Annotated in this window: 21 protein-coding genes; 8 read left to right on the forward strand and 13 right to left on the reverse strand. The window is 69.8% G+C overall.

The features are described from left to right. Window positions 1-60 precede the first annotated feature (60 nt). Window positions 61-1149: an AI-2E family transporter gene (locus ACZ561_RS22130; protein WP_470997664.1), complete on the forward strand. Its 1089-nt coding sequence runs from the start codon at window positions 61-63 to the stop codon at window positions 1147-1149. Window positions 1150-1158: 9 nt separating this feature from the next. On the opposite strand, the gene ACZ561_RS22135 is transcribed toward ACZ561_RS22130, so the two are convergent. Both ACZ561_RS22135 and ACZ561_RS22140 read right to left on the reverse strand, forming a co-directional pair. Next, window positions 1159-1977 carry an MBL fold metallo-hydrolase gene (locus ACZ561_RS22135; protein ID WP_470997667.1) on the reverse strand — a complete coding sequence of 273 codons (819 nt, stop codon included), beginning with the start codon at window positions 1975-1977 and terminating at the stop codon, window positions 1159-1161. Between the two features lie 304 nt (window positions 1978-2281). Further along, window positions 2282-4489, reverse strand: a complete 2208-nt coding sequence (locus tag ACZ561_RS22140) for an ATP-binding SpoIIE family protein phosphatase (RefSeq protein ID WP_470997669.1) — start codon at window positions 4487-4489, stop codon at window positions 2282-2284. Between the two features lie 136 nt (window positions 4490-4625). Here ACZ561_RS22140 and aspS point away from each other — a divergent pair, with 136 nt between their 5' ends. Both aspS and ACZ561_RS22150 read left to right on the forward strand, forming a co-directional pair. Continuing rightward, window positions 4626-6455: an aspartate--tRNA ligase gene (gene aspS / locus ACZ561_RS22145; protein WP_470997672.1), complete on the forward strand. Its 1830-nt coding sequence runs from the start codon at window positions 4626-4628 to the stop codon at window positions 6453-6455. A gap of 185 nt (window positions 6456-6640) precedes the next feature. Continuing rightward, window positions 6641-7198 (forward strand): Uma2 family endonuclease, encoded by a 558-nt coding sequence (locus ACZ561_RS22150; RefSeq protein WP_470998562.1) that lies wholly within the window; start codon window positions 6641-6643, stop codon window positions 7196-7198. A 3-nt stretch (window positions 7199-7201) separates the two neighbouring features. Here ACZ561_RS22150 and ACZ561_RS22155 read toward each other — a convergent pair whose 3' ends face one another. Beyond that, window positions 7202-8068, reverse strand: coding sequence for a helix-turn-helix domain-containing protein (locus tag ACZ561_RS22155; RefSeq protein ID WP_470997674.1), 867 nt, complete (start codon window positions 8066-8068; stop codon window positions 7202-7204). Between the two features lie 429 nt (window positions 8069-8497). On the opposite strand from ACZ561_RS22155, the gene ACZ561_RS22160 reads away from it, so the two are divergent. Continuing rightward, window positions 8498-9373: a helix-turn-helix domain-containing protein gene (locus tag ACZ561_RS22160; RefSeq protein WP_470997676.1), complete on the forward strand. Its 876-nt coding sequence runs from the start codon at window positions 8498-8500 to the stop codon at window positions 9371-9373. Continuing rightward, the gene (locus ACZ561_RS22165) at window positions 9370-9579 is read left to right on the forward strand and encodes a DUF397 domain-containing protein (RefSeq protein WP_470997679.1); all 210 of its coding nucleotides are present in this window, start codon (window positions 9370-9372) and stop codon (window positions 9577-9579) included. The genes ACZ561_RS22160 and ACZ561_RS22165 overlap by 4 nt, the downstream gene beginning before the upstream one ends. A 522-nt stretch (window positions 9580-10101) precedes the next feature. Here ACZ561_RS22165 and ACZ561_RS22170 read toward each other — a convergent pair. The 8 genes from ACZ561_RS22170 to metG all read right to left on the reverse strand — a co-directional run bounded on the left by ACZ561_RS22170 (window position 10102) and on the right by metG (window position 19635). Continuing rightward, window positions 10102-10512: an Imm50 family immunity protein gene (locus tag ACZ561_RS22170; RefSeq protein ID WP_470997681.1), complete on the reverse strand. Its 411-nt coding sequence runs from the start codon at window positions 10510-10512 to the stop codon at window positions 10102-10104. Continuing rightward, window positions 10499-11026 carry an Imm50 family immunity protein gene (locus ACZ561_RS22175; RefSeq protein WP_470997684.1) on the reverse strand — a complete coding sequence of 176 codons (528 nt, stop codon included), beginning with the start codon at window positions 11024-11026 and terminating at the stop codon, window positions 10499-10501. The genes ACZ561_RS22170 and ACZ561_RS22175 overlap by 14 nt, the downstream gene beginning before the upstream one ends. Beyond that, window positions 11023-11388: a hypothetical protein gene (locus ACZ561_RS22180; RefSeq protein ID WP_470997687.1), complete on the reverse strand. Its 366-nt coding sequence runs from the start codon at window positions 11386-11388 to the stop codon at window positions 11023-11025. Before ACZ561_RS22180 ends, ACZ561_RS22175 begins: the two co-directional genes overlap by 4 nt. Before the next feature lie 227 nt (window positions 11389-11615). After that, window positions 11616-12065 (reverse strand): hypothetical protein, encoded by a 450-nt coding sequence (locus tag ACZ561_RS22185; RefSeq protein WP_470997690.1) that lies wholly within the window; start codon window positions 12063-12065, stop codon window positions 11616-11618. Between the two features lies 1 nt (window position 12066). After that, complete coding sequence (locus ACZ561_RS22190) at window positions 12067-16686, reverse strand: putative T7SS-secreted protein (RefSeq protein WP_470997693.1); 4620 nt, start codon at window positions 16684-16686, stop codon at window positions 12067-12069. Further along, window positions 16686-17333, reverse strand: a complete 648-nt coding sequence (locus tag ACZ561_RS22195) for a hypothetical protein (RefSeq protein ID WP_470997696.1) — start codon at window positions 17331-17333, stop codon at window positions 16686-16688. Before ACZ561_RS22195 ends, ACZ561_RS22190 begins: the two co-directional genes overlap by 1 nt. Beyond that, window positions 17330-17857 carry an SseB family protein gene (locus tag ACZ561_RS22200; protein WP_470997699.1) on the reverse strand — a complete coding sequence of 176 codons (528 nt, stop codon included), beginning with the start codon at window positions 17855-17857 and terminating at the stop codon, window positions 17330-17332. The genes ACZ561_RS22195 and ACZ561_RS22200 overlap by 4 nt, the downstream gene beginning before the upstream one ends. Window positions 17858-18027: 170 nt before the next feature. Further along, entirely contained in the window at window positions 18028-19635 is a 1608-nt protein-coding gene (metG, locus tag ACZ561_RS22205) for a methionine--tRNA ligase (protein WP_470997702.1), read from the reverse strand. A 127-nt stretch (window positions 19636-19762) separates the two neighbouring features. Between metG and ACZ561_RS22210 the strand changes: the two genes are divergently transcribed. Then, a complete protein-coding gene (locus ACZ561_RS22210) occupies window positions 19763-20416 on the forward strand; it encodes a response regulator transcription factor (RefSeq protein WP_470997704.1) in 654 nt (217 codons plus the stop codon). Beyond that, complete coding sequence (locus tag ACZ561_RS22215) at window positions 20413-21534, forward strand: sensor histidine kinase (protein WP_470997705.1); 1122 nt, start codon at window positions 20413-20415, stop codon at window positions 21532-21534. Before ACZ561_RS22210 ends, ACZ561_RS22215 begins: the two co-directional genes overlap by 4 nt. Window positions 21535-21549: 15 nt before the next feature. Here the strand turns inward: ACZ561_RS22215 and ACZ561_RS22220 are convergent, their stop codons facing one another. Further along, window positions 21550-23424, reverse strand: a complete 1875-nt coding sequence (locus ACZ561_RS22220) for a VWA domain-containing protein (RefSeq protein WP_470997708.1) — start codon at window positions 23422-23424, stop codon at window positions 21550-21552. Window positions 23425-23847: 423 nt separating this feature from the next. Between ACZ561_RS22220 and ACZ561_RS22225 the strand changes: the two genes are divergently transcribed. Continuing rightward, a complete protein-coding gene (locus tag ACZ561_RS22225) occupies window positions 23848-25914 on the forward strand; it encodes a PhoX family protein (RefSeq protein ID WP_470997711.1) in 2067 nt (688 codons plus the stop codon). A gap of 41 nt (window positions 25915-25955) precedes the next feature. Here ACZ561_RS22225 and ACZ561_RS22230 read toward each other — a convergent pair whose 3' ends face one another. Continuing rightward, the gene (locus ACZ561_RS22230; RefSeq protein WP_470997713.1) at window positions 25956-26945 is read right to left on the reverse strand and encodes a hypothetical protein; all 990 of its coding nucleotides are present in this window, start codon (window positions 26943-26945) and stop codon (window positions 25956-25958) included. Window positions 26946-26952 lie beyond the last annotated feature (7 nt).

Here is a 26952-nt window from a genome sequence, read left to right on the forward strand (position 1 = left end):
CGTCACCCGTCCGGTCCGTAGCGCAGGACGACACGCCGGGCGCCGTGGTCCGGTGGACGGGTGCAGACGCCGAGTCCCCGCCCCCTCCTCCCCGAGGTCGCCCGCCGGGTCGCCGCCTGGTGCGTCGTCCTGCTGCTCGTCGCGGGGGTCGCCGCCGTCGCCATCTGGCTGTGCGTGGTCTTCCAGACGGCCGTCACGCCCGTCCTGCTCGCGATCCTCGGCACCGCGCTCCTCGGACCGCTCTACCGGCGCCTGCTGCGGATGAAGGTGCGGGAGTCGCTCGCCGCCGGACTCACGGTCCTCGCCGTCCTCGCCTTCGTCGGCGGCGCCACCTACATCGTCGTCCTCGCCCTCATCGAGACCGGCGACCAGATCATCGCCTCGCTGCGGCAGGCAGCCACCGACATCGCCGACCATCTGGGCGCGGCCGGGACCTCGATCGACGACCTCGCCAAGAACGCGAAGGAGCTGCTCGAGAAGTTCGGCGGGACCGCCGCCTCCGGTGTGATCTCGGGTCTGAGCGTCGTCGGCCAGGTGGCCGCCATGGCCGTCCTCGCCCTGCTGTTGATCTTCTTCTTCCTCAAGGACTCCGACAAGGCCGCCGGTGCCCTGCGCTCGCTCGCCCCCGGCTCGACCGGAGACACGCTGGAGGCCATGGGCCGCCGCGCGTTCGAGGCCGTCGAGGGGTTCATGCGCGGGACGACTCTCGTCGCCCTCGTCGACGCCGTCCTCATCACCCTCGGGCTGCTGATCCTGCGGGTTCCCGGCGCCGTCGGGCTCGGCGCGCTCGTCTTCGTCACCGCCTACATCCCGTACCTCGGCGCGTTCCTGTCCGGGGCCGTCGCCGTCCTCGTCGCCCTCGCCGACCGCGGCTTCGTCATCGCGCTGTGGGTCCTCGGGGTCGTCCTGGCCGTCCAGGTCATCGAGGGCAACGTCCTCCAGCCCGCGATCCAGAGCCGGACCGTACAGATGCATCCGGCCGTCGTCATGCTCGCCATCACGGCGGGGGCGTCCGTCGCCGGGATCCTGGGCATGCTGCTGGCCGTACCGGTGACGGCGGCCGCCTTCGGCGTGATCGGCGACCTGCGGAGCCGGTACGGGACCCAGGACGCGGGCGCTCCGGGCGCCGGCCCCCCGGCCGAGGAGTGACGTCGGCGCTCAGGTCGCCGCCGGGATGCCGCCCGGCTCGAAGGACGCCAGCATCTGCTCGAGCGCCGCCTGATCCGGGCCCACGAACGGGTCCGAGTCCGGGGCCATGGTGATCGTGTCGATCATCATGGCGGTCATCCGCACCGCGGGCGGCAGATGTGTCGACAGCACGATCTCCGGGTTCATCTCCCGCAGCGGCTCGACCGTCGCCCGGTACTTCGCCTGGTCCACGACATGCACCCACGGGCTGTCCACGGTCGCCCACAGCAGCTGCGCCTGCCGCAGCTCCTCGGGCTTGAGGTCGTTCGCGTGTCCGCTCTCGGCCAGCTCCGCGGTCGGCATCGGGCCGCCGAAGCAGTCGGAGCTGAAGCAGATCCGGGTCTTCTCGTCGTAGAAGCCGACCGTGGCGGGGTTGTCGTAGAGCGGTGGCCTGAAGGCGTGCAACACGCGGTCGCCGACATCGAGGGACTGGCCGGGGTTGAGGAAGTAGACGCGGTCCATCGGCAGCGGGCGCTCGGTGGTCATGATCCCGGCGCCGACGAAGGTGGTCACGACCTTGGCCTTCGGCGCGGCCACGAGGAGGTCGAAGATGCCGCCGGTGTGATCGCGGTCGGGGTGGGTGAGCCAGATCCAGCGGACGTCGATGGGGTCCATGACGGATCCGAGGGCGCCGACGAAGTTCCTGTCGGAGAGGGAGAGGCCGGTGTCGACGACGACCGGTTCCTTGGCGGTGAGGACGTACGCGCTGGCGGGGATGTGCCCGATCCCCGGGACTTCGAGGCTGTCGGCCAGGACAGTGGTGTCGCTGCCGACCTTGTGGGTGTCCATGGCGAACTCCGTGGTCCCCCCGGCGACGGCCGTACGACACCAGTCTCCCGCGCAGGACCGTGTGCCGCGCGGTGGCGGGTGGCCTGTGCGCGCCGAGGGTGCGTCCCCGCGTGGTGGCGGGTGGCCGGTGTGCGCCGAGGGTGCGTCCCCGCGTGGTGGCGGGTGGCCGGTGTGCGCCGAGGGTGCGTCCCCGCGTGGTGGCGGGTGGCCGGTGTGCGCCGATCGTGCGTCCCCGCGTGGTGGCGGGTGGCCGGTGTGCGCCGATCGTGCGTCCGGTCTGCTCCACGCACGCGTGCCGGCGCCGCTACCCCCCGCTCTTTCCCTTCGCCGGCTCATGGAGCTCGAACCAGATCGACTTGCCCTCGCCCCGCGGGTCCACGCCCCACGCGTGCGCCAGCATCTCCATCAGGACGAGGCCGCGACCCGACGATGCCATCTCGCCCGGGTGCCGCTTGTGCGGCAGCTCGTCGCTCGTGTCCGCGACCTCCACCCGCAGCCGGCGGCCGCCGTCGTCGCAGGTCACCTCCGCGACGATCAGGGCGTCGCCGTCCGTGTGGATGAGGACGTTGGTGACCATCTCCGAGACCATCAGGACCGCCGAGTCGAGCTGGTCCCCGTCCGCCCAGTCGTGCAGCAGCTGACGCATGTGCTGGCGGGCCGCCGCGATCCGTTCGGGCTCCGCCTGGGCGACGGTCATCATCGTGCGGCGCGGAGCCTCGCGGACGGCCGGACCCTGGCGGGACAGGAGCAGGACCGCGATGTCGTCCTCGCGCCGGTCGGCGAGCGGCCCGGTCGTGTGGTGGGAGCCGGGGCCGTGGACGGCCTCGACGAGGCTGTCGGCCAGATCCTCCAGGGAGTCCCCGTCATGCCCTTCGAGCAGCGTACGGATGCGTTCCCAGCCGCTGTCCAGGTCGTGGCCGCCGGTCTCCAGGAGCCCGTCGGTGCACATCATCAGGGTTTCGCCGGGCTCCAGGGTGAACCGGGTGGTGGGGTAGTCGGTGTCCGGATCGATGCCGAGGGGCAGGCCGCCGGCGGTGGGCCGCAGGAGAACCGTCCCGTCGGTCATCCGCACCGCCGGGTCGGGGTGTCCGGCCCGGGCGATGTCCACGACACCGGTGACGGGATCGATCTCCATGTAAAGGCAGGTCGCGAAGCGCGGCCCACCGTTGTGCGCGCCGGGGTCCTCCCCGCCGAGTCCGACACCCCCGATCCCGACGCCCCCGATCCCGACGCCCCCGTTCCCGAAGCCCACGGTTCCGTCCGCGCCCCCGCCTCGGCCCGCGACGCCCCCGTCCCCGGCCCCGTCCCCGTTCGTGATCCCGTACAGGAAGCGCGAGGCGCGGGAGAGGACGGCGTCCGGGCGGTGGCCCTCGGAGGCGTATGCCCGCAGCGCGATCCGGAGCTGGCCCATCAGCCCGGCGGCGCGGACGTCGTGGCCCTGGACGTCGCCGATCACGAGCGCGATACGGCCTCCGGGGAGCTGGATCATGTCGTACCAGTCGCCGCCGACCTGGAGTCCGCCGCCGGTGGGGACGTACCGCGCGGCGACGTGCAGGCCCGGGATGCCGGGGCCGAGCACCGGCATCATCGTGCGCTGCAGGCCCAGCGACAGCTCGCGCTCGGACTCCGCGACCCCGGCCCTGGCGAGGGCCTGGGCGAGCATCCGGGCGACCGTGGTCAGGACGGACCGCTCGTCGGGGGTGAAGGCGACCTGGTGCTTGAAGGCCGCCATCCAGGCGCCCATGGTCCGCCCGGCGACGACGAGCGGGAGGTACGCCCACGACTCCCGGCCGAAGCGCTGCGCGAGCGGCCAGGTGACCGGGAAGCGCCGCAGGTACTCCTCCGGCGACGGGAGATAGATCGCCCGCCCGGTCCGTACGACCTCGGCCGCCGGATAGTCGGTGTCCACCGACATCGAGGTGAAGGGGCCCTCGTCGCCCGCGTTGTGCCCGTGGTGGCCGATGATCGTCAGCCGTTCGCCCGCGACCCCGAAGACGGCGAGTCCGTCGGGCGAGAAGCCCGGCATGGAGAGCGAGGCGGCGACCCGCAGCACCTCGGCGGTCGACCGGGCCTCGGCCAGCGCCCGCCCCGCGTCGAGCAGGAACGCCTCGCGCGAGCGGCGCCAGTCGCCGGTGACGGGCGTACGGGCGGCGGTGCCGGGCTGGGGTTCGGCGACCTCCTGGAGCGTGCCGACGAGCCGGTAGTCACCGGCTTCGACGAGCGGCTTGGACCTGCTCCGTACGGTACGGATCACCCGTCCGTGTCCGTCCATGATCCGCAGCCGGGCCTCGGCGAGGGTCCCCTCGGCCACGGCGAGGTTCACGACCCCGTCGATCTCGTTCCAGTCGACGGGATGAAACCGGGAGCGTACGGCGGCTTCCGTGAGCTGGACCGGTTCGGCGGGCAGCCCGAGAAGCCGGGCCGCCTCGGCGTCGAGCGTGACCGTCCCGGACGCGTTGTCCCAGCACCACATGCCGGTCGCGATCGCGGCCAGGACGTCCTCGGTGCGCATTGCCCTACTTTATGAATATCGGACTGCTGGTCGCCACTGAGAGTATTCGAAGGTCGATCTCGGGTCGCCCGGTACCCTTGACGGGCCTGGATATGTCCAGGCATCCCACCGATCCCAGAAGACTGGATGAACGACGATGCATCGGTACAGGTCCCACACCTGCGGCGAGCTCCGCGCCTCTGACGTCGGCACCGACGTCCGGCTGAGCGGCTGGCTGCACAATCGGCGCGACCTGGGCGGCATCCTCTTCATCGATCTGCGCGACCACTACGGCATCACGCAGCTCGTCGCCCGGCCCGGCACCGCCGCGGCCGAGGTCCTCGACAAGCTGACGAAGGAGACCGTCGTCCGTGTCGACGGCAAGGTCGTCTCGCGTGGCGCGGAGAACGTCAACGGCGAGCTCGCCACCGGCGAGATCGAGATCGAGGCCGCCGAGGTCGAGGTCCTGGGCGCGGCGAAGCAGATCCCGTTCACCATCAACGCCGACGACGGCGTGAACGAGGAGCGGCGCCTGGAGTACCGCTTCCTCGACCTGCGCCGCGAGCGGATGCACCGCAACATCATGCTGCGCTCCGCCGTCATCGCCTCCATCCGCTCCAAGATGGTGGCCCTCGGCTTCAACGAGATGGCGACCCCGATCCTCGCCGCGACCTCCCCCGAGGGTGCCCGCGACTTCGTCGTCCCGTCCCGTCTGAACCCGGGCAAGTTCTACGCGCTGCCGCAGGCGCCGCAGCAGTTCAAGCAGCTGCTGATGATCTCCGGCTTCGACCGCTACTTCCAGATCGCGCCGTGCTTCCGCGACGAGGACGCCCGTGCCGACCGCTCGCCGGGCGAGTTCTACCAGCTCGACGTCGAGATGAGCTTCGTCGAGCAGGAGGACGTCTTCCAGCCGATCGAGAAGCTCATGACCGAGCTCTTCGAGGAGTTCGGCGGCGGACGCCACGTCACCTCTCCGTTCCCGCGGATCCCGTTCCGCGAGTCGATGCTCAAGTACGGCAACGACAAGCCGGACCTGCGGACCTCTCTCGAACTGGTCGACATCTCCGACGTCTTCGAGAACTCCGAGTTCAAGGCCTTCGCCGGCAAGCACGTCCGCGCGCTCGCCGTGCCGAACACCGGTGACCAGCCGCGCAAGTTCTTCGACCAGCTCGGCGACTTCGCGGTCTCCCTGGGCGCGAAGGGCCTGGCCTGGGTCCGCGTGGGCGAGGGCAACGCCCTGACCGGCCCGATCGCCAAGTTCCTCACCGAGGAGAACGTCAAGGTCCTCGCCGAGCGCCTCGGTCTGGAGCCCGGCCACGCGATCTTCTTCGGCGCGGGCGAGTTCGACGAGGTCTCCAAGATCATGGGCCCGGTCCGGGTCGAGGCCGCCAAGCGCGCCGGCCAGTTCGAGGAGAACGTCTTCCGGTTCGCCTGGATCGTCGACTTCCCGATGTACGAGCGGGACGAGGAGACCGGCAAGATCGACTTCTCGCACAACCCGTTCTCGATGCCGCAGGGCGGCCTCGAGGCCCTGGAGACCCAGGACCCGCTGGACGTCCTCGGCTGGCAGTACGACATCGTCTGCAACGGCATCGAGCTGTCCTCGGGCGCGATCCGGAACCACGAGCCCGAGATCATGTTCAAGGCCTTCGAGATCGCGGGCTACTCGCGCGAGACGGTCGAGCACGAGTTCGCGGGCATGCTCCGCGCCTTCGAGTACGGCGCCCCGCCGCACGGCGGCATCGCCCCGGGCGTGGACCGCATCGTGATGCTCCTGGCCGACGAGCCGAACATCCGCGAGACGATCGCCTTCCCGCTCAACGGCAACGCCCAGGACCTCCTGATGGGCGCCCCGACGGAACTGGACGAGGCCCGCCTGCGCGAGCTGAACATCCAGCTCCGCAAGCCGGTGGAGTCGAAGGTCGTGGAGACCCCGTCCTCCGACCGCCCGATCACGGACGCGGTCCACCCGGACGCGGCGCGGTAGTCACTGGCGCTCGAACGAGTGAAGGGCCCGGGATCCACGGATCTCGGGCCCTTGGCATATGCCAGATTGCCGCCATGGCGACTGTGACGAACGCGGCCGAGGCGGCCGCGAAGCCCGTACCGTGGGAGACACCACCGATCCGGGAGGAGTCTGCCGTGAGCGCAGTCGAGCACCGACCTCGTGCCATGACGCAGGAGCTTTTCGAGGAGCTCGCGCGTGTGGGTGACCGGCTGAGCGACGCGCTGCGACTGGAGTTCATCGACGGAAAGATCGGGGAGAAGGCCTTGCCTGACGGCGGCCACGGGCGCATCAGCCAGTGGCTGACCCGCCTGTGCATCCAGGCGAACAGCGACTGGTGGCTGCATGTGGACCAGGGGCTGCGGGTCGAGGCCTACCGCAAGGGAAACGCCCGGCCGGACGGTTGTCTCGCACCCAGCGACACGTTTGTGGGCCAGGGGGAATGGGCCGGCGCGGACGGGGTTCTGATGGCCGTCGAGGTGACCTCGCACGACTCGGACACCGACCGCCGCGACCGCGTCGACAAGCCACGCGCGTACGCGGAGACCGGCATCCCCATCTACCTCCTCATCGACCGAACCACCGGCGAGGTCAAGGTCCACTCGCAGCCGGACGGAGAACGGTACGGCCTTGTCACGGCAGTGCCGTTCGGAAAGACCGTCACCCTGCCCGATCCGGTGGGTATGGAACTGGACACAGAGCCGCTGAAGGACTGGGTGCACTGACGCTCACTCGCGTCGGGCGCGGCAGGCGCCGCAGTTGCCGGGTTCCGGGCCTCGGAAGGCGCGGTCGCAGTGATCGCAGTTGTGGAGTGGCTGGCTGATCCTCGGGGATGCCTCCGAGCCGCGGAACGGCGGCAGGGCTGGGAGTTGCGCGGCGAGGCGGTGGGCGAGCAGCGCGGCCGGGCGGTGCAGGGGCTCCGGGGGCAGGCCGGAGGTCAGGGCATGCCGGACGGCAGCCGGTGGCATCTGACGTTCAAGCCAGGCGACCACCCCTGGCGCGAGGTGCTCGGCGTCCGTGGCGGAGAGCAGGAGGCGCGGATCCGCACGGTGGAGGCCGGCGAGCACGTCGAGGGCGGTGCGGAGGAGATCGGGGGCGGGGTAGGCGGGCTGCGGTACGGCGGGGAGGGCGCGGCGCGGGGGCTTGTCCGCTCGGCGGGCGGGTCGCTGCGGTGGCGGCTTCGGCCCGCCTTCGCCCCCGCCCTCTCCGCGTGCGCGGCCCGGCTGGTTGCAGGAGACCGTGCGGGTGACGATGCGGCCGCTGCTGGTGCGTTCGCACGTACGGCGTAGATAGCCGTGGGCTTCGAGTTCGCGCAGGGCGGTCGCGATACGGGCCTTGCCTTCCGGGAAACGGGCGGCGAGGGACCGGATGTCGATGGCGGCGCCGCCCGGCAGGCTCTGGATGTGGACGGCAAGGCCGATGGCGAGCAGCGACAACTCGGCGTGCTGTGCGAGGTGGTTGCCGATCACCGTGAAGCGGGTGGTGTGGCGGACGTTGTCGTGGATGACGCCGCCGAAGGTTCGCCGCTGAGGGTGGTTCTTCCCGCCGTTACGGGACTGCGCGTGCGGGCGCACGCTAGTGTGCTGGGTATCCATCAGGAAGGGTTTTGCTTCCTCGTTGGTAGGCCCTCGCATCGGGATTCGCGGTCCCGGCGGGGGCCGACGCATTTCTGCGATCGGATGATCTGTCGCGCTGAGCGTAGATCAGGCAAACCGTGCCGAAGCCAGCCGAGTTGGGGTATTTCACCCGAGTGGGTGATCGTCCCACCCTGGGCGGGAGGGGTGGGGCTTGGTGGGGTTCTTTCTCTCTCGTCGTTGCTTGGGAAGGCGGCCGGACCTACCGGAGCCCGCGCGCTCGGGCTCCGGTAGGTGCGTCGTTTCCGCAGCTCACGGGCCTGGTGCAGCGAGAACGCCCCGTAGGCTCCGGGCTGACTGTCCGGAGCTTGTCCACTGCTGTCCGGGCTGACGGTGCGTCTGCGGCGGGTAGGGCCGTTGCGGCAGCCAGGACGAGAGGAAGGGTGCGGCATGTCGGTGGATGACGGGGTGGGGCGGCTCAAGGGCGAGGCGGACGAGCCGGGCTGGGAGGTGGACCCGGACGACGACTGGGGTGTGGCCGTCGTCGCCACCGTGGGGCGGCAGTTGAAGCTGTGGCGGGAGGCGGCGCGGATGCGGGCCGGCGACTTCGGAGTCGCGGTGGGCTACGGCGAGGACATGATCTACAAGCTGGAGGGCGGAAAGCGCATCCCGCGCCCGGAGTTCCTCGACAAGGCGGACGAGGTGCTGAGGGCGGACGGCATGATCGCGGCGATGAAGGACGACGTGCGCAAGGTCCGTTACCCGAAGAAGGTCCGCGACCTGGCGAAGCTGGAGGCGGGAGAGGTCGAGCTCCAGCTCTACGACCCGCTCAACATCCATGGCCTGTTGCAGACACCCGAATACGCGCGTGGGCTGCTCCTGATGCGGAGGCCGGCGTACACGCAGGACGAGGTGGAGCGGATGGTGGCCGGACGCATGGCGCGCAAGTCCGTGTTCGAACGGGACCCGGCACCCGAGCTGGGCTTCGTCCTGGAGGAGTGGACACTCCGACGCCCACTGGGAGGCCGCGCGTTGCTGCGCGCCCAACTCGAACACCTGCTGGTCGTAGCGCAGTTACGGAGCGTGGAGCTTCAGATCATGCCGATGGACCGGCAGGAGCACGCCGGGCTGGCAGGCGGCATCGAGGTGCTGAAGTTCGGAGACGGATCGGTGGTCGGCCGCTCGCCGGCCGTGGCCAACGGCCGCCCCGTGACCGAGCCGAAGCAGCTCCGTATCCTTGAGCTGCGGTACGGCATCATCCGGGCCCAGGCCCTCACGCCCCGTGAGGCGACCGCCCTCATCGAGCGACTGCTGGGAGAGACATGATCCGCAACACCTCGGCCGGCGGCGCCTCCGAACTGGCGTGGTTCAAGAGCAGCTACAGCAGCAGCAGCGAAGGCGACTCCTGCGTCGAGGTCGCCACGACCCCCGCCACCGTCCACGTCCGCGACTCCAAGTGCCCCGACGGCCCCCAGCTCACGCTCACCCCGACCGCTTGGACGGGCTTCCTGTCGTACGCGCCGGGCGAATGACCTCCCTGCCGTCCGCGCGCTGATTCCCGTCACCGGGAGGCCCGGGCTGCCGGTCGACTGGACGAGGCCCGCAGCGAACGCTTTGCCACACCCCCGTGGCGCGGAACCTCTCCAGCGAGGAGGCCAGATCACGGCCTGCGCCGCCCCTGGCCGGAAGCCGAGCGCGGAACTCCCGCTCCAGCTCCACCGCCGGCCGCAGCACGGCCTCCGCCAGCTCGCCGGGACCGCACGTCCCTACGACGGCTCCGTTCGCCGACACCGCGACGTTCCCCTGGCGGTCACGCCGGAAGTCGAGCCGGAACGAGGAGCCGGTGCCCACGAACGACGCGGCCTGCCTCTCCCCGGAGAGGAGAGTTCGCACCGCGTCCAGGAGAAGCGGCACCGACAGGTAGATCATCATCCCCTGGTCGGGGACGTGCCCCGCGGACCCCATGGACCCGCACTCTCCCTCGCACATGACGTCACCGAGATCGAAGTCGCAGGCCTCACCCTGCTCTGGGCGCACGCTGAACGTCATCCTGATCATGAGCTGGAGCGGAGGAACGCACGAGCTCGGGTCAGCACGGGCGCGGATGCCACGAAATCGAGGTGGGAGCGCTCGCCTTCGACGGAAGCCCTGACCCTTCCGTCATCGCGACGGGCCAGCGTGATCACCGCATCGCGAGCACTGGAGTCCCAGCCTCTGATCCGGAGCTCTTTCGCGCGCGTGAACTTCAGGTAGAACGCGACGGCGTTGTACGTCCGGCTCGTCCAGGCGTGAGGTGGGGACGACGGGAGAGCGGACGTCTCGAAACCCAAGGTCACCGAGGCGTCTCTTTCGTCGATCTGTACGTAGAACAGCTCGCATTCGTCCAGCCGCGGCGGCGTCGCGTAGGCATCCGTGATCGCCCCTGACGGGTCGCTGATCACGGTCGTCCAGTCAGAGTCGCCCATGGAAGGTCTTCTCGTCGGTTTCCGGGATCGTTTCATGGCGCAGGCCGTCGAGCTTCCGGGCGAAGAGATGACGGCCTCCGTCCGTGCCGTCGGCTGCGACCTTGAAGCCGCTCACATGTCCCACCAGGACAGACTCGTTGCTGGTGAAGCCGAGGTCCACTCCGGGACCTGTCACCCGCACCCGCATTCTCCGTTCCGCGCCCAGGGGTCGGGCATCGAAGGACGCGGAAGGCACGGGAGGATCCCACTGCGTCAGACACAGGTCCTCCACCGCCAGGAACTGCAGGTGGCACTGGACGGTGTCGACGTCCGCGCCCTCCCACTCCGGCGGCGGCGCGGCGGGGAAGCCCGAAACGTCCACCCGCAGGGTGACGGTGGGCCCGCGCCAGTCCACATGGAGGGAGCGCAGCCTGAACTCGTCGAAAGGCGGGATCCCGGGACGAGGAAGGGGGCCGGCGATCGGCCACTGCCCCACGGCCGCGGACGGCGCTCGCCGGTTCTGGTCGCGGCTCATCCGGGGAGCCGCGTGGAAGTCAACCACTCCTCGTGGTCGAGAACCAGTGCGGAGGCGCCGTCGTTCCGCGTGTGCACGACGATCAGATCATCCATGCTGGGGTACCAGAGGTCATCGATCGCCGCCAGCAGCTGCGCCACTGTCATGCTCGCCGCGACCCGCTCCGCGGGCCAGGCCACCGCGACCTCCGCCTGGAGGTCTGGCAATGTGGCCGCGAGACAGGTGCGGAGCTCCTCAGCCGTCTTCTCGGAGACATCCGCTGCCGTGTCGGCTGCCTGTCGCAGCCGAATCACCTCCGGCCAATTGCCGCCCAGTGCTCTGACGACGTCGTTGAGAAGTGCGGAGTCGGTATGCAGGCCCATGGCCTCGAGTGTGGAGTGGAGTCCGGGTGGCATGCGCGTGTGTCCCCTCAGTCGCCTACAGGAAGTCCCTGGTCGCCCTGCCGCAGTTGCCTTCGCGTTGATGCCGGTTTCGGTCGTACGACGAGGTCGAGGCGTATGCCGGGGTCGCGTCGTGGCGACTGCGACGACCCCGGCCATGATGCGGGCGGACATCCCGTTCCTCGCGGGACGGCTCGTATGTCAAGTCATTACAGGGAACGCACGATAACCCAATATTCGTATTCTTCGGAGGTCACGGCGCATACCGTTTTTCCGTCAGTTGATACAGTGAGCAGCTCGTATTTCCCTGTCGTTCTCTTGATGCGGGACAGCAATTCACGACCGGCTGAATTTCGAACGCGGATCCAGCCAATTTTGACGCCTCCCGAACCCGGGGGTAGGACGAAGAATTCCCTGTTGTCGGAGTAGAGGTTTGCCTTCATGGTCTGGCACTCCCATTGACGACTCAATTCCAGGTCTGCATCGGGGCTTGACCTGTCGACTCTGGACGTCGGTTCTACTTCAATTCCCGTCACGGTAAGGATCGCCTGCATTGCGTCCGGAAGGGGGGAGTGCTGCCCCTCAGGCATGATGGTGAATCCGCATGATGAAAGACGCTCGCGCCAGTCCGATGCTGCTGGATGATATTCGCTTCCCACTTCAACCTCCTTTGTGAAAGAAATGATGATCTCCGCCCGGCTTGTCTATAGGGTCATATCTGACCATGCTTTCCGGGTAGCCCCATCTGCCGGGACCGTGTTGCACCTTTGAGTTGTCCCACCCGAAATTGACGCCGGTGCGGGTGTCGTCGATCTTGGGTTTCCCTGCGTGGAAGTGTAGGCCCGCCGGGTCATGGGTGTGCTCCACTATGACTCTTGACCCCTGCTCCGTCTCGTATTGTCTGAAGGTTCCCCAATGGGTGGGATTACTTGAATAGGTATATCCAGGAACATGCTTAAGTGTCACGTCGCCGACTACGGTCCATTGGGCCAGGGGGGCTTCGCCGTAAGGGACGCCAGCAGCTTCAAAGGCCGCTCGTTCTGCGTCGGATCTCTTCTCGAACGGGTTGGAATGCTCCCCCTTGGGCGGGCAAGGCCCCAATCCCAGCGGGTCGCTCCACGTATGAGGGTTATGGACGTACGTTGCCGGGTTCGGGGCCGGAGTCAAACCCAGAGGGTCCTGGCTCAGGTAGCGGGCCGATTCCGGGTCGTAATAGCGGAAGTAGTTGTAGTGGAGGCCCGACTCCGGGTCGAAGTACTGGCCCGGGAAGCGGAGTGGGGTGTACGCCGTGGCCGACTTGTTCCAGGTCGTCGCGCCCCAGAGGGTGGCTCGCGTGCGCCAAGCCACGTCGCCCGACTCGTCGACCAGTTCCGTCGGGGTGCCGATCAGGTCCGTGACGATGGCGAAGAAGCGCTCGTCGTTCGTGTCCGTGCGGCGTTCGGTCTGGGCTAGGGGGCGCAGGCCCGCGTGGTCCCAGGTGAGGGTGATCTCCTCGGTCGTCTGCTCGCAGAGAGTCGCGCCGTCCCAGGTGAAGCCGACCCGCTCCAGGTCGGATTGCTTGGATATTCGGCGGCCCAGGGGGTCGTATGAGTACCGCCAGACCGTGCCGTTCGGAGTCGTCACCGACGTGAGACGGTCCTCTGCGTCCCACGTGTAGCGCCAGGTGTCCGGTTTGCGGGAGAGGCGGGTCTTCTGGCGGAGGACGATCCGGCCTTGGGCGTCATGTTCGTAACGGACCGAGCCCGCACGGGTGATGTGGGTGCCCTGGTAGGTGCGCGGACCTGTCGAGGTGTGGGCCGGGTGGGTGGACGGCCAGGAAGCTTCCGTCTGGTTGCCGGCGTCGTCGTAGGCGTACCGCTCCGTCCAGTTGTTCGCCTGGACGGCCGTGACGCGCCCCGCCGCGTCCAGATCGAAGCGGCGGGTGCCCGAGAGCTCGTCCGTGATACCCACGAGAACCCCGTCCTCGCGGTAGGTGTACGCGCGGTGCATCAGGCGGTGGCCCGACCTGCCGGTCACCTCCTGACCGGTGACGCGGCCCATCGTGTCGAACGACGAGTTAAGAGCAGCGAAGTCGCCGATGAGACGGGAGGTTTCGCGCCCAACGGCGTCATGGGTGAAGGTGAGCGGGCGGCCCGAGGAGGTCAGTTCCGTCCGGCGGCCCGCCGCGTCGTACAACCACGTGCTCGACGCACCGCTCGGTGTCGTCCGCCCCACGCGGCGGCCCACCCCGTCGTACGCGAAGGAGACCGTCTGCCCGTTCACCGTCTCCGAGACCAGCCGGCCGTGGCGGTCGCGGAGACGGGTAAGGGTCGCTTCGGGAGCGGTCGCCACCGCCAGTTCGTCGAAGATGTCGTACTCGTACGTCGTCACCGCGCCCGCCGCGTCCTTGCGGACGACCTGGCCGAGCTCGTTGTGTTCGAATCGGACGCTCTGCCCCAGGGCGTTCGTACGGGACGCCAGCCGGCCCGCCCCGTCGTACTCGTACGTCAGCGTCCTGTCGTCGAAGTCCGTCTCCGCGGTCACTCGACCCGCGGGGTCGTAGCGGTAGTCCCAGGTCAGGCCCTGAGGGTTCGTGACCTGAGTCAGCCGGAGAGCGGCGTCGTGGGCGAACGCGTAGCGCACCCCGTCCGGGCCCGTACGAGACCTCATCACGTCGAAGTCGCCGTACTCGAACAGGGTCGTGGCGCCCATGGCGTCCGTGTGGGTCAGACAGTTGCCCTCGCCGTCATACGTCCACGATTCCGTAGTGCCGTCCGGTGCGATACGGCGGGACAACCGGCCCTCCACCGTCCACTCCAGATGTGTGACCGCCCCCAGCGCGTCGGTGATCCGGAGCGTGCGGCCGAACGAGTCTCGTTCGTAGCGGGTGGTAGCGCCCAGTGGGTCGGTGACCTCCAGAGGAAGACCGGTGCGGTCGGTGCGTATCCGTGTCGTGGCGCCCAGCGGATCCGTCACCGAGGCGAGCCGGCCCGCCTCGTCGTAGGTGAACTCCGTACGGGCCCCCGACGCCTCCGTCACCGACGTGCGGTTGCCGCGCTCGTCGTACGTCTGGCGGCTCGACGTGCCGTCCGGGTGCGTCACGTGGACCGGCAGACCGAGCGCGTCGTATTCGACGGTAGTGGTGCGGCCGTCCGCGCGTACCACCGAGACGGGGCGGCCGTCCTCGTCGTACGCGAAGAGAGTGGCTGAGCCCAGCGGGTCCGTACGGGACAGAAGGCGCCCCCGGCCGTCCCGCTCGTAGCGGATGACCGCGCCGGTCGGATCGGTTTCCGCGACGATCTGCCGACGGTCGTCCACCTCGTACCGCGTGGTGTGGCCGAGGGCGTCCGTGATCGTCGTCAGGTCATCGGCCCAGGTGTACTGGAAGGCCATGACCCCGTCCGTGCCCGATTGGGAGACACAGCGGTGCCTGTCGTCGTAGACGTACTCGTAGCGACTGTCGTTGGTATCGGTCCAGGAGGTCATCCGGCCGTGCTCGTCGTAGCCGAAGCTCAGCGGGCGGCCGGAGGAATTGGTTACGGAGGACAGATGGCCGTCGGTGTAGCCGTATCGGAGGATCTCCTGCTCGCCCAGGTGCAGCGCGGTCACACGGGTGCCGTCGGTCGTCAGTTTCAGGTGGTATCCACCGTGGTGGACGATCGAGGTCGGGGCGCCGGAAGCTTCGTACTCGAAGGTGATCCAGTTGCCGTTGCGGTCGTCGATCTGCGTGAGGAGAGCCAGGGCGGCGGAGTGCACGGTGAAGTGGAGGACGCGGCCACTGTCCGGGTCCGTGACCGTGTACGTGTCGTCCTCGCGGTCCAGAGACCAACGGCGGAGGCCATGCGTAGGCAGTACGGGCGCGCCGGGAGCCGGGTGCGGGTACGCGAGGAGGCTGGTGTCGGCGCAGTGGAGGACGACCCCTTCGCTGTCGATCTCCAGATGCTGGTCAAGCGTGCTCGCCCATGTCGGCCCGAACCAGCGGCCCGCACGGTAGGAGGATTCGAAGGTGCGAGTGAGTACAAGGGGCAGGTTGCCCGGCAGGGTGACATCGGTCTGCGGCAGGATCACCCTGCCCGTGGCCATGTCGACGGGGTCGCCGCCTTCGCACTTCTCCCCGCCCGCACGGCATGTGCCGTGCGGATCCTCTGTGTGCCCGGTCCGGCCCTTGCCCTTGGGGTTGCCCGGGAGGTCGGCCACCCGCGTGAGGGCCTTCGCGCCGCCGAGGCCCTTCGTCCCCACTGCCTCCGGGACCAGCCTGCCGAAGAACTCGGACGGGTCGCCTTTCGCGGCGTCCCAGGCGTTCTTCAGGGCGCGGTCCGGGTTGGCGACGGTGGAGACGAGGCCGGCGAGCGTCATGTTGACGCCCTTGTAGTAGTCAGCCGGGTGGGTCAGGTTGTAGGGGTCGACGGGGTTGACGGAGCGGACGAAGTTGACCAGGCCGGCCGTGCCCTTGATGATGCCGCCGCCGAAGTGGGCGAGTTCGATGCCCTGGCCCAGGCCGTAGTCCATCAGTTCCAGCTTGGCCCGTTCGCGGCCCGTCGGCTCCTGGGGCGCGTGTGCCAGCGCGGCGCGTACGGCGGCTTTCGCGGTCTCGCCGGCCTCGTTGCGTGCCCTGCGGGCATCGCTCAGGATCTGCCGGGCGCGGGCGCGTTTGGCCTTGCCGGGGTCGGTGAACTCGCCGGGATGGGGCAGCGGACTGTCCCCGGTGCGGGCCGCGTTGTACGCGTCGACCTTCTTGTTGTACGTGTCGACCGCTGTCTTGGAGTCGTTGTCGCCCTCCTTGTACAGCGCTATCGCCTCACGCGCCTTGCCCTGCGCGCTGACGATCGCGTGCGAGTACGCCTCCAGCGCCTTGGCCGCGTTCTCCATCGCGTCCGAAGCGTGCAGCCAGTCGGTCGGCAGGGTCTGGAACTTCTCCCGGAAGGTGTCGGCCGCCTCGCCCTTCCAGTGATCGGCGTCGAGCTTCTTCATCCCGCCGCCGACCAGGTCGAACGCCTTCTGGAAGTCCCGCAGGTTCTTCACCGTCGCGGCGACCTTGTCCGGCTTGCCGTGGACGAGCTCGTTCGCTTCCTCGGTCTGCCCGAGCTGCTGCTCGCCGACTTCCGCGCCGAGGGAGGACGCCGTCTCGTCACCCCAGTCCTCGACCTCCTCCGCGAGGCTGTCGTATCCGTAGTGCCGCAGGCCCTCGCCGGCCTTGTCCGTCACATAGTCGACGCCTTCACCGACGAGCTCCTTGCCCTTGTCGATGCCGTCACCGATCTTGTCGATGCCCTTGTCGACCAGACCGCCCCAGTCCACCATCAGCGGTTCTCCCCCCACCGCGGCTGCTCGGCCTGATCGATGGTCGCCTGATCGGGATCGAGCATGTCCTTGAGTTCCTCGTCCATCCCGTCACGCAGCTTCGGGTCCAGCACACCCGAGCGCTCCATCGAGTCGAGCATCGAGTCCTCGACGTCGTACGCGGTGTTCTTCCAGGTCTGCTTCACCTCGCCGTGCGCCTCGGTGAACGACTCCCTGCTCCAGTCGGCGTCGTCCCACATGTGCTGGTCACGGATCGTGTCCCAGCGCATCTGCTTGACCTCGTCCTCGGACAGATGCGGGTTCCCGTTCAGCGAGTTCACCCCGATCTTGAACGAGTCCTTGACGTACTGCTCCTGCTCCGCGAACGAGCCCGCCGACAGGCCCACCCCCTGCGCAAAACCGTTTCCGCGAAGAGTCAGAGCACGTACGCCCCACTCCCACCGGTTGCAGAAGGTCTCGAACTCCGACGTCAGACCACCGTGACCCAACTCAAGACCCGACAAGGCCAGATCGGAAAACCCCCGACCCGTCGACGCCTCCCCGATCATCCCGAGCTCCTTCAGCTCGGTATGCGCCAGATCGATACCGTTCGCGATCTCCACCAACGCCCACGTCGGCGCCGCCAGATGCGGCTTCTCCCCACTCACCGCATCCCCCCGAGATCCACCGCCACCGCATCCGGCACTATGCCCCTGACCGGCGGAAACAACACCCCGTCCGCACTGCCCGCATCCAACGCCACCCCACCAGGACCCGGCAGCATCGGCACCATCACATCCAACAGCCGCGCACCCAGAACGCTCTGGTACGTCCACTCACGCGCCGCGTCCCCACGCGCCACCGCGAAGCGGGCCAGCGCCTCCTCGTCCGAGAACGCGCAGATCCACCGGACACCGCCGAAATCCGCGGTCCACAGACTTTCCTGTTCGTCGTACGGCACCAGCACCGCAGTACGCCGAAACTCCCCCAGCAAACGCGCAAACTCTCGCCGCGCCGTCTCTTCCATGTCGGGCGGTCCGGCGTCCGGCGCCGTCCCCGTAGGTACGGGCGGCGTGAGCGGAGCCACCTCCGGCTCCTTCTCGTGCGAACTCGCCGGCGCCGACGCATCCGCCAAGTCCGCCAGTTTCGAAAGCCGTTCCGGCCGCGATATGGCATCCCCGTCGTCAGTCACTCACGCATGGTGTCACGTGGCAGTTTTCACCAGCAACGAACTAAGTGGTCAAGCGAGGCACTTCTGGCCGATGGATACCGCCGGCGGCGCGGGGCGCGGGCCGCCGACGGGGAGAGCCCCGGAACCGATCCTGGTTCCGGGGCTCTCCTCGCGTGTGTGACGCGGCCGCGTCAGTCCTTCTTCGGCTCCTCCAGGCGCGGGAAGAGCACCGCGCCCTTCGTCACCGTCGAGCCCGCCGGGAGTCGGCCCCAGTCGCCGGCCGACTGGACCGGCTGGGTGGACAGGGCGCCCAGGGTGGCTTCCGCGCCGAGGGAGTCCCAGAGCTTCTGGGAGGTCTCCGGCATGATCGCGTTCAGCAGGACCGCGACCGCGCGCAGCGACTCGGCCGCCGTGTACAGGATCGTCGCCAGGCGGGCGCGGCCCGTCTCCGACTCGTCCTTCGCGACCTTCCACGGCTCCTGCTCCGTGATGTAGCCGTTGACCTGCTTCACGAAGTCGAAGATCGCCAGGATGCCGCCCTGGAAGTCCAGCTCCTCGCCGATCTTCAGGTCGGCCGTCGCCACGGCCTTCGCCAGGCCCTCGTGGATCGTCTTCTCCGCGTCACCGTCGGCCGTCGCGGCCGGCAGGGCGCCGTCGAAGTACTTGCCGACCATCGCCGCGACCCGGGACGCCAGGTTGCCGTAGTCGTTCGCCAGCTCGCTCGTGTAGCGGGCGGTGAAGTCCTCCCACGAGAACGAGCCGTCCTGGCCGAACGCGATCGCGCGCAGGAAGTACCAGCGGTACGCGTCCACGCCGAAGTGCGAGGTCAGGTCCTGCGGCTTGATGCCCGTCAGGTTCGACTTCGACATCTTCTCGCCGCCGACCATCAGCCAACCGTTCGCGGCCACGCGGCCGGGCACCGGCAGGCCCTGGGCCATCAGCATCGCCGGCCAGATGATGGCGTGGAAGCGCAGGATGTCCTTGCCGATGAGGTGGACGTTGGCAGGGAAGGTCTCGTTGAACTTCTCCGGGTTCTCGTTGTAGCCGACCGCCGTCGCGTAGTTCAGCAGCGCGTCGATCCACACGTAGATGACGTGCTTCTCGTCCCACGGGACCGGCACACCCCAGTCGAACGTCGAGCGCGAGATCGAGAGGTCCTCGAGGCCCTGCTTGACGAAGTTCAGCACCTCGTTGCGCGCGGACTCCGGCTGGATGAAGCCAGGGTTCGACTCGTAGAACTCGATGAGCTTCGGGCCGTACTCGCTCAGCTTGAAGAAGTAGTTCTCCTCCTTGAGGATCTCCACCGGCTTCTTGTGGACGGCGCACAGCTTCGTGCCGTCCTCGGCCTCGATGAGATCGCCCGGGAGCTTGTACTCCTCACAGCCCACGCAGTACGGGCCTTCGTACCCGCCCTTGTAGATCTCGCCCTTGTCGTACAGGTCCTGCACGAACTCCTGGACGCGGTCGGTGTGACGCTTCTCCGTCGTCCGGATGAAGTCGTCGTTCGCGATGTTCAGGTGCTCCCAGAGGGGCTTCCAGGCCTCCTCGACGAGCTTGTCGCACCAGGCCTGGGGCGTGACGTTGTTCGCCTCGGCCGTGCGCATGATCTTCTGACCGTGCTCGTCCGTGCCGGTGAGGTACCACACCTTCTCGCCGCGCTGACGGTGCCAGCGCGTGAGCACGTCGCCTGCGACGGTCGTGTAGGCGTGGCCCAGGTGAGGAGCGTCGTTGACGTAGTAGATGGGGGTCGAGACGTAGAACGCCTTCGCCCCCTGCTTCTCGGATCCAGTGGCCGCCATGGTCGAAATCCTAACGGGCAGTTCAAGATCCACTCACATCGATAACGGGTGGTGGGCGCACGGAGACGTCCGCGAAACGTTCGGCCCCGTAGAAAGTACCGGTGAGGCAGGGGCGAGGGAGGAACGTATGCGGGTACTGGTCGCCGAGGACGAAGAGGTCCTCGCCGAGCTCGTCGCCACCGGACTGCGGCGCGCCGGCTTCGCCGTCGACACCGTCTACAGCGGCGACGCCGCCCTCGCCTACCTGGGCCTGCACGACTACGACGTCGTCGTCCTCGACCGCGACCTGCCCCGCGTCCACGGCGACGACGTCGCACGCCGGCTCGTCGCCGAGGCCGCCCGGACCCGGATCCTGATGCTGACCGCCTCCGCCTCCACCGAGGACCGGGTCGAGGGGCTCGACCTCGGCGCCGACGACTATCTCGGCAAGCCCTTCGAGTTCCCCGAGCTGGTGTCCCGGGTGCGGGCGCTGCGGCGGCGCAGCGCCCGTCCCGTACCGCCGCAGCTGCAACGGGCGGGGATCGCCATGGACACCGTGCGGAGGTCCGTGACCAGGGACGGCCGCGCGCTCGACCTCTCCCCGAAGGAGTTCTCCGTGCTCCAGATCCTGCTGGAGGCGGACGGCGCCACGGTCTCCGCCGAGGAGCTGCTGGAACGCGCCTGGGACGCGCACATCGACCCCTTCACGGGCGCGGTACGGGTCTGCATGAGCAAGCTGCGCGCGAAGCTCGGCGAGCCCGCGCTGATCCGGACGGTGCAGGGCGTGGGGTACGCGTTGTGAGCGCGGGTCTCCTCGGGGCGGGCTCGACGATCCGGACCCGGATCGCGCTGGTGTACGGGGGAGCGTTCGTCGTCCTCGGCGGTTGTCTGCTGGGGGTCGTGAACCTGCTGTCCCGGGCCGGTACGGAGGGGGAAGCGGAGGCCATAGCGGCGCGGGTGCGGGTGGTGGCGCCGTTCGAGACGGTCACCGCGTACCGGCTGAGCGACGACGTCAGCCGGGCGGCGGGCGAGCAGTGGCTCATGTGGTCCTGCCTCGCCCTGGTCGTCATGGCCTTCGGTGCGGTCGTCGTGGGCTGGTGGACCGCCGGGCGGGTGCTGCGGCCGGTCCACGAGATGACCGCGCGGGCGCGGCGGCTCTCGGAGCGGAACCTGCACGAGAGGATCGCGGCGGGCGGGCCCGACGACGAGCTGAAGGAGCTCGGCGACACGATCGACGCGCTGCTCGGCCGGCTGGAGGCGGCGTTCGACAGCCAGCGGCGGTTCATCGCGAACGCCTCGCACGAGCTGCGGACCCCGCTCGCCACACAGCGCGCCGCGATCCAGGTCGGGCTGGACGACTCCTCCGAGGTCAAGCAGGTGCTGCTGGACAGCAACCGCCGCAGCGAACGGCTCATCGAGGGGCTGCTGCTCCTGGCCCGGAGCGAGCGGGGCCTCGAGGCGCGGGAGGACGTGCGGCTGGGGGAGGTCGTCGAGGAGGAGTGCGAGACATATGGGGTGGGGGTGGCGGCCGGGCCGGCCGCTGTGGCTGCGGGGGGCGCCGGGGGCGGTGTCGTGCGGGGGAACCGGGTGCTGCTCGGGCAGCTCGTACGGAATCTCGTCGCGAACGCGGTCGCGTACAACGTGCCCGGCGGGTCGGTGGAGGTGTCCGTCCAGGGAGGCGTGCTGACCGTCGTCAACACCGGATCCGTGGTGGCGGCCGACGACGTGCCCGGGCTCTTCGAACCCTTCCGGCGAGGGGAGGGGCGCGACCGGATGGGGCCGGGGGCGGGGCTCGGTCTGTCGATCGTACGGTCGATCGCGGCGGCGCACGGGGGAACGGTCGGGGCCGTGGCGCGGGGGGTGGAGCAGGGCGGGGGCCTGGTGGTGACGGTGACGTTGCCCGTCACCACCAGGCCCTGAGGTCTCGCGCCCCTGCTAGATCCGCCAGTCGGCGAGCAGCCCGCCGTAGAACGCGGAGTGCGCGGTCTCGGACGGGGTCGCGCCGGCGAGGAAGTGGCCGGTGCGGGGGGCGGTGAGCTTACGGAGGTAGTCGAAGGCCTTGTTGTCCTCCTCGCCCCAGGCCACGAACTGCCAGTGGATCGGGCGGTCGGCGGCCTCGGCGAGGGCCTGGGTGGCGGCGGTCTTCGACTCGGGGGCGCCGTCGGTCTGGAAGACGACGAACGCGGGTCGGGTCGGGTCGGCCTTCTCGTGGTGGGCGAGGACCTCTTCGACGGCGCGGTGGTAGTTCGTACGGCCCAGGCGGCCGAGGCCCGCGTTGATCTCGTCGATACGGCCCTCGAGGCCCTGGGGGCGCAGCTCGGCGGTGCCGTCGATGTCCGTCGAGAAGAAGACGGCGGTGACGGTGGCGTCCTCGTCGAGGTGGGCGGCGAGGGCGACGGTCTGCTCGGCGATGCGCTGCACGGAGCCGTCCTTGAAGTACCCGCGCATCGACCCGGACCGGTCGACGACGAGGTACACGGCGGCCCGCGCCCCGACGAGCCCCTGCTTCTTGAGCGCGGCCCCGGCGGCCTTGTACGCGTCGACCAGGTGGGGGGCGTCGGCCTTGACCCGGGCGAGCGAGGTGGCGGGGGTGCCCTGCGCCTTCGGCTCGGGGGACTCGGCGACCGGGGCCTCGACGGCCTCGACGGCCCCGACGGCCGCGGCGACCGGCTCGGGCGTGGTCTCGTCCGTGACGAGTGCGGCCTCCGGCTCGGTGGTGGCGTCGTCGGCGGACGTCTCCGACTCGGCCTCCGGCCCGGGGGCGGTGTCGGGCGCGACGTCTGCCTCCGGCGCGGTCTCCGTGACGGGAGCGGTGTCCGAGGCAGCCGCGACGAGCTCGTCCTGAGCCTGCGGCTCTGCCACGTCGGCCTCGGTGTCGTTCTGCGCCTCCGGCTCGGCGACAGCTTCGGCCTCCGGCTCGACGGGAGCTTCGGCCTCCGGCTCGGCAACGGCCACTTCCTGCGCCGTGGTTGCCTCAGCATCGCCCGCCGCCGTCACGACGTCGTCGTCTCCGGTCGCGTCCGCCGGCTCCGCCTCGGCCTTTGCTGCCTCGGCCTCGACCTCGGCCTCGACCTCCGCGTCCGCCTCGACCTCGACCTGAGCCTCGCCCTCAGCCTTCGCCTCAGCCTCCGGCTCGTCCGCGTCCGCCGCCGCGTCCGCCGCCGCGTCCGCCGTCGTCTTCGGCTCCGCCTTGGCGTCAGCCGCCTCAGCCTTCGCCTCAGCCTTAGCCTCGGCCTCCGGCTCGACCTCGATCGCCGCGTCCGTCGTGAGTGCCTCCGGCTCGGCCTCGGTCGCGTCCGCCGCCTCGACGTCCGGCTCGGTCACCTCGGTAGCGTCCGAAGCGAGCGCCTCGGCGTCCGGCTCAGCCGCCGCCTCCTCCGGCGTCGGCTCCGCCTCGGCGACAGCCGTCTCGACCTTGGCCTCGGCCGCAACCGTCTCCGGCTGAACCGCGGCCACAGCCGCCGTCGCCGCCGTCGCCTCCGTCGCCTTAGGCTCCGCCGACCTCGCGCCCGGGACCTTCGGGTTGTCGAAGGCGGCCGCCACCAGGTCGTCCGCGGCGCGCTGGGCCGCCGACTCCTTCGAGCGGGTGGGTGCCGGCGTCGACGCGCGTGCCCGCTCCGGCGCCGCAGCGGCCGTTCCCGCCGGCTCCGTCGTCCGTTCCGCGGACGTCGGAGAGGGGAGCGTCACCGACTGCTGCTCCTCGGACGTCGCGCGGTCCGCCTGGGGCGGGACGGAGGTTGCCGGAGTTTCGTCGTGCTGGTCCGCACGGTCGCGTCCGAACACCTTGCGCAGCAAGCTCCGAATGCCCATGGGCGAGGCCTTTCGCATGAGTTGGGTGCGATGAATGTCCGTACTGGGAGGAATCATCCCTGGCCAGGGCGGACACGTAAGGTTAGCGGCCCCTGGTGTGTCGCCATCGGCGCCCCATCGACCACCTGTCCGGCCCTCAAGTGGCCCCATGATCGGCCCCTCGACCGGCCCCCGACCGGCCCCTCAAGCGGACCCCCGGCCCACCCTGGCCCCACCCTCGCCCCGCCCTCCCGCTCCCTCGCCGATCCGCCCTCGACGGGATCCCAACCGCCCACCAACCGCCCCCGGTTCCCCCGCATTCATCCGACGTTCACTCCGCCGCCGCCCCCGTGCAGATGTGCACACATAACGTCACCGCGGACGGAATCCCGACACCATGTCGGGACCAAGGGGCGGCGCAAGTACGCGCCGGAGGAGGACCAAGTGCGCAAACTGCTGCCGCTGCTGAGCACCAACCCGCACGGAGGCGGCCGTTCCGCCCTCACCTGTCGGTTTCGCTGTGGTGACGCCTGCTTCCACGAGGTGCCCAACACCAGCGACAACGAGTACGTCGGCGACGTCATAGCGGGCGCCTACTCCCGCCGTTCGATGATGCGCACGGCCGCCGTCGTCACCGTCGCGGCCGCCGCCGGTGGCGCCGTCGTCGGTTCGGGCAGCACCCCCGCCGTCGCCTCCCCGGTCGAGGGCCAGGGCTACGGGCACAAGCCCGGCAAGCCCGCCGACGGCGCCCGCGGCCTGCGCTTCGCGCCCGTCGCGCCCAACACCGCCGACAAGGTCACGGTCCCCTCCGGCTACGAGCAGAACGTCGTCATCCGCTGGGGCGAGCCGATCCTCCGCGGCGCCCCGGCCTTCGACGCCGACAAGCAGACCGCCAAGGCGCAGGCCGGACAGTTCGGATACAACAACGACTTCCTGAGCCTGCTTCCGCTCCGTGGCGAGCGCAACCGCCAGGTCCTCGTCGCGAACCACGAGTACACCGACGAAATCCTGATGTTCAAGGGTTACGACGCCGCCAACCCGACCCGCGAGCAGGTCGAGATCGCCTGGGCGGCCCACGGTCTCTCCGTCGTCGTGGTCCAGGAGGAGCACCGCTCCGGCAAGCTCACGCCCGTCACCCGGCACCCGCTCAACCGTCGCCTCCACACCACCAGCGCGTTCGAGCTGACCGGCCCCGCCGCCGGTTCCGCGCTGTTGAAGACCTCCGCCGACCCGTCCGGCCGCAAGGTCCTCGGCACCCTCAACAACTGCGCCGGCGGCACCACCCCGTGGGGCACCACCCTGCACGGCGAGGAGAACTTCAACCAGTACTTCGCCAACGGCTCCAGCGCCACCGACAAGCGCTACGGCATCGGCACCGGCGCCACCGAGCGCAAGTGGGAGCGGTTCGACAAGCGCTTCGACCTCAAGCAGGAGCCCAACGAGGTCCACCGCCAGGGCTGGGTCGTCGAGCTCGACCCGTACGACCCCGACTCCACCCCGAAGAAGCGCACCGCGCTCGGCCGCTTCAAGCACGAGGCCGCGCAGCCCCGCCTCACCGAGGACGGCCGCCCGGTCGTCTACATGGGCGACGACGAGCGTTTCGACTACTTCTACAAGTTCGTCTCGTCGAAGCGGATGAAGAAGGGCAGCTCCCGCGCCGCCCGCGAGCACAACCTCACCCTGCTCGACGAGGGCACCCTCTACGTCGCCAAGCTGACCGGCGACAGCCCGGCCGCCGAGATCGACGGCACGGGCAAGCTGCCCAACGACGGTGAGTTCGACGGCAGCGGTCAGTGGATCCCGCTCGCCACCGGCAACGTCTCCCACGTTCCCGGCATGACCGCCGAAGAGGTGTACGTCTTCACCCGCCTGGCCGGTGACAAGGTCGGCGCCACGAAGATGGACCGCCCCGAGGACGTCGAGCCGTCCCCGCGCTCCGGCCGCGTCTATGTCGCGCTCACCAACAACACCGACCGCGGCAAGGCCGGCAAGGCCGGTGCCGACGAGGCCAACCCGCGCAACCTCAACAAGCACGGTCAGATCCTGGAGCTCGCCGAGCACTGGGACGACCCGTCCTCCGACGGTTTCGCCTGGCGCCTCTTCCTCGTCGCCGGCGACCCGAACGACCCGGCCACGTACTTCGCCGGCTTCCCCAAGGAGAAGGTCTCCCCCATCTCCTGCCCGGACAACGTCGCCTTCGACCCGCACGGCAATCTGTGGATCTCCACCGACGGCAACCAGCTCGGCTCGCACGACGGCCTCTTCGGTGTCGCCACGAAGGGTGAGCGCCGCGGTGAGCTCAAGCAGTTCCTGACGGTCCCGAAGGGCGCCGAGACCTGCGGACCGATCATCCAGGACCGCCGCGTCGTCGTCGCCGTCCAGCACCCGGGCGAGATCGACGGTGCCTCCGTCGAGAACCCCAAGTCGGAGTGGCCCGACGGACCCGGCAAGATCGTCCGTCCGTCCGTGGTCGCCGTCTGGCGCAAGGACGGCCGCGACATCGGCGTCTGAGCCGAGTGAGAGACGTGGTGTGGGGGGCGTGGCACCGTCCCTCACACCACCCCCAGGCCCTCCCTGAACCGTACGAACTGCTCCTCCGGATCCCCGGTGTACGACCACGGCACCCACGACGCCCGCGCCCCGAGCATCCCCAGCACCTCCCGTGCCACCTCCACCTGGCCCGCGTAACAGGCCGCGTGGGCCAGGTAGTTGAGGTCGGGCACCTCCTCCGGTGCCACCGGACGCCCCGGTTCACGGCCGCCGATCCAGCGGGCGTGCGTCCGGCGCAGCTCCGTCACCGCCAGCTCGTGCTTCCAGTGCTGGTCGAAGCCGCGCACCGGGCCCCGCCCGAGCGCCCCGTCCGCGATGTAGCGGTACTCCTCCACCCGCGCGAGCTGGACCAGGATCGGCAGCGGCGAGCCCGGTGGCGCCACGCCCGCCGCGTCCCGGGCGAAGTCGTACATCGCGCCGTGCGTGCCGTGCCACCGGGCCGACCAGTAGCGCAGCAGCTGCGCGTGACCCTCCGTGTTGTACGGGTCTCTCCGCCGCAACTCGTCGAACCACTGCCGCAGTTCGCGCCGCTGCACCCCGCCCTCGTAGAGCCGTGCCACCGACAGCAGTGAGACCCACGGCATCGGGTCCGCGGGCGCCGCCTGCGCCGCGCCGAGGCAGGTGTCCACGGTCGCGTCGAGCCGCCCCCGGTCCACGATGCTGCCCCGGCCGGCCGCGATGGCCGTGTCGAAGACCCGGACCACCTCGGTCGCGGCCCGTAGCACCGCCGCGTCCGGGCTGTCCGGTTCGGCCGCCCGCCAGGCGTCGACCGTCGAGCTGCCCGCGGCGGCGTGTGCCAGGAGCCGCAGCCGGTGCGTCCGGCGCGGCCAGTCCTCGCCCGTCGCCCGCAGCAGGTCCCGTACGCCCTGCCAGCGGCCGATGACCATGTCGTGGCGCGCCTCGGTGAGCGCGCGGTCCCCGAAGTCCGGGTCGAGGTCGGGCGTGAAGCGCGCCGAGCGCGCTGAGCGGGACGGTCGGCGGAGAGCGGCCATCCGGGTC

This window comes from Streptomyces sp. NPDC039609 (assembly GCF_055596705.1).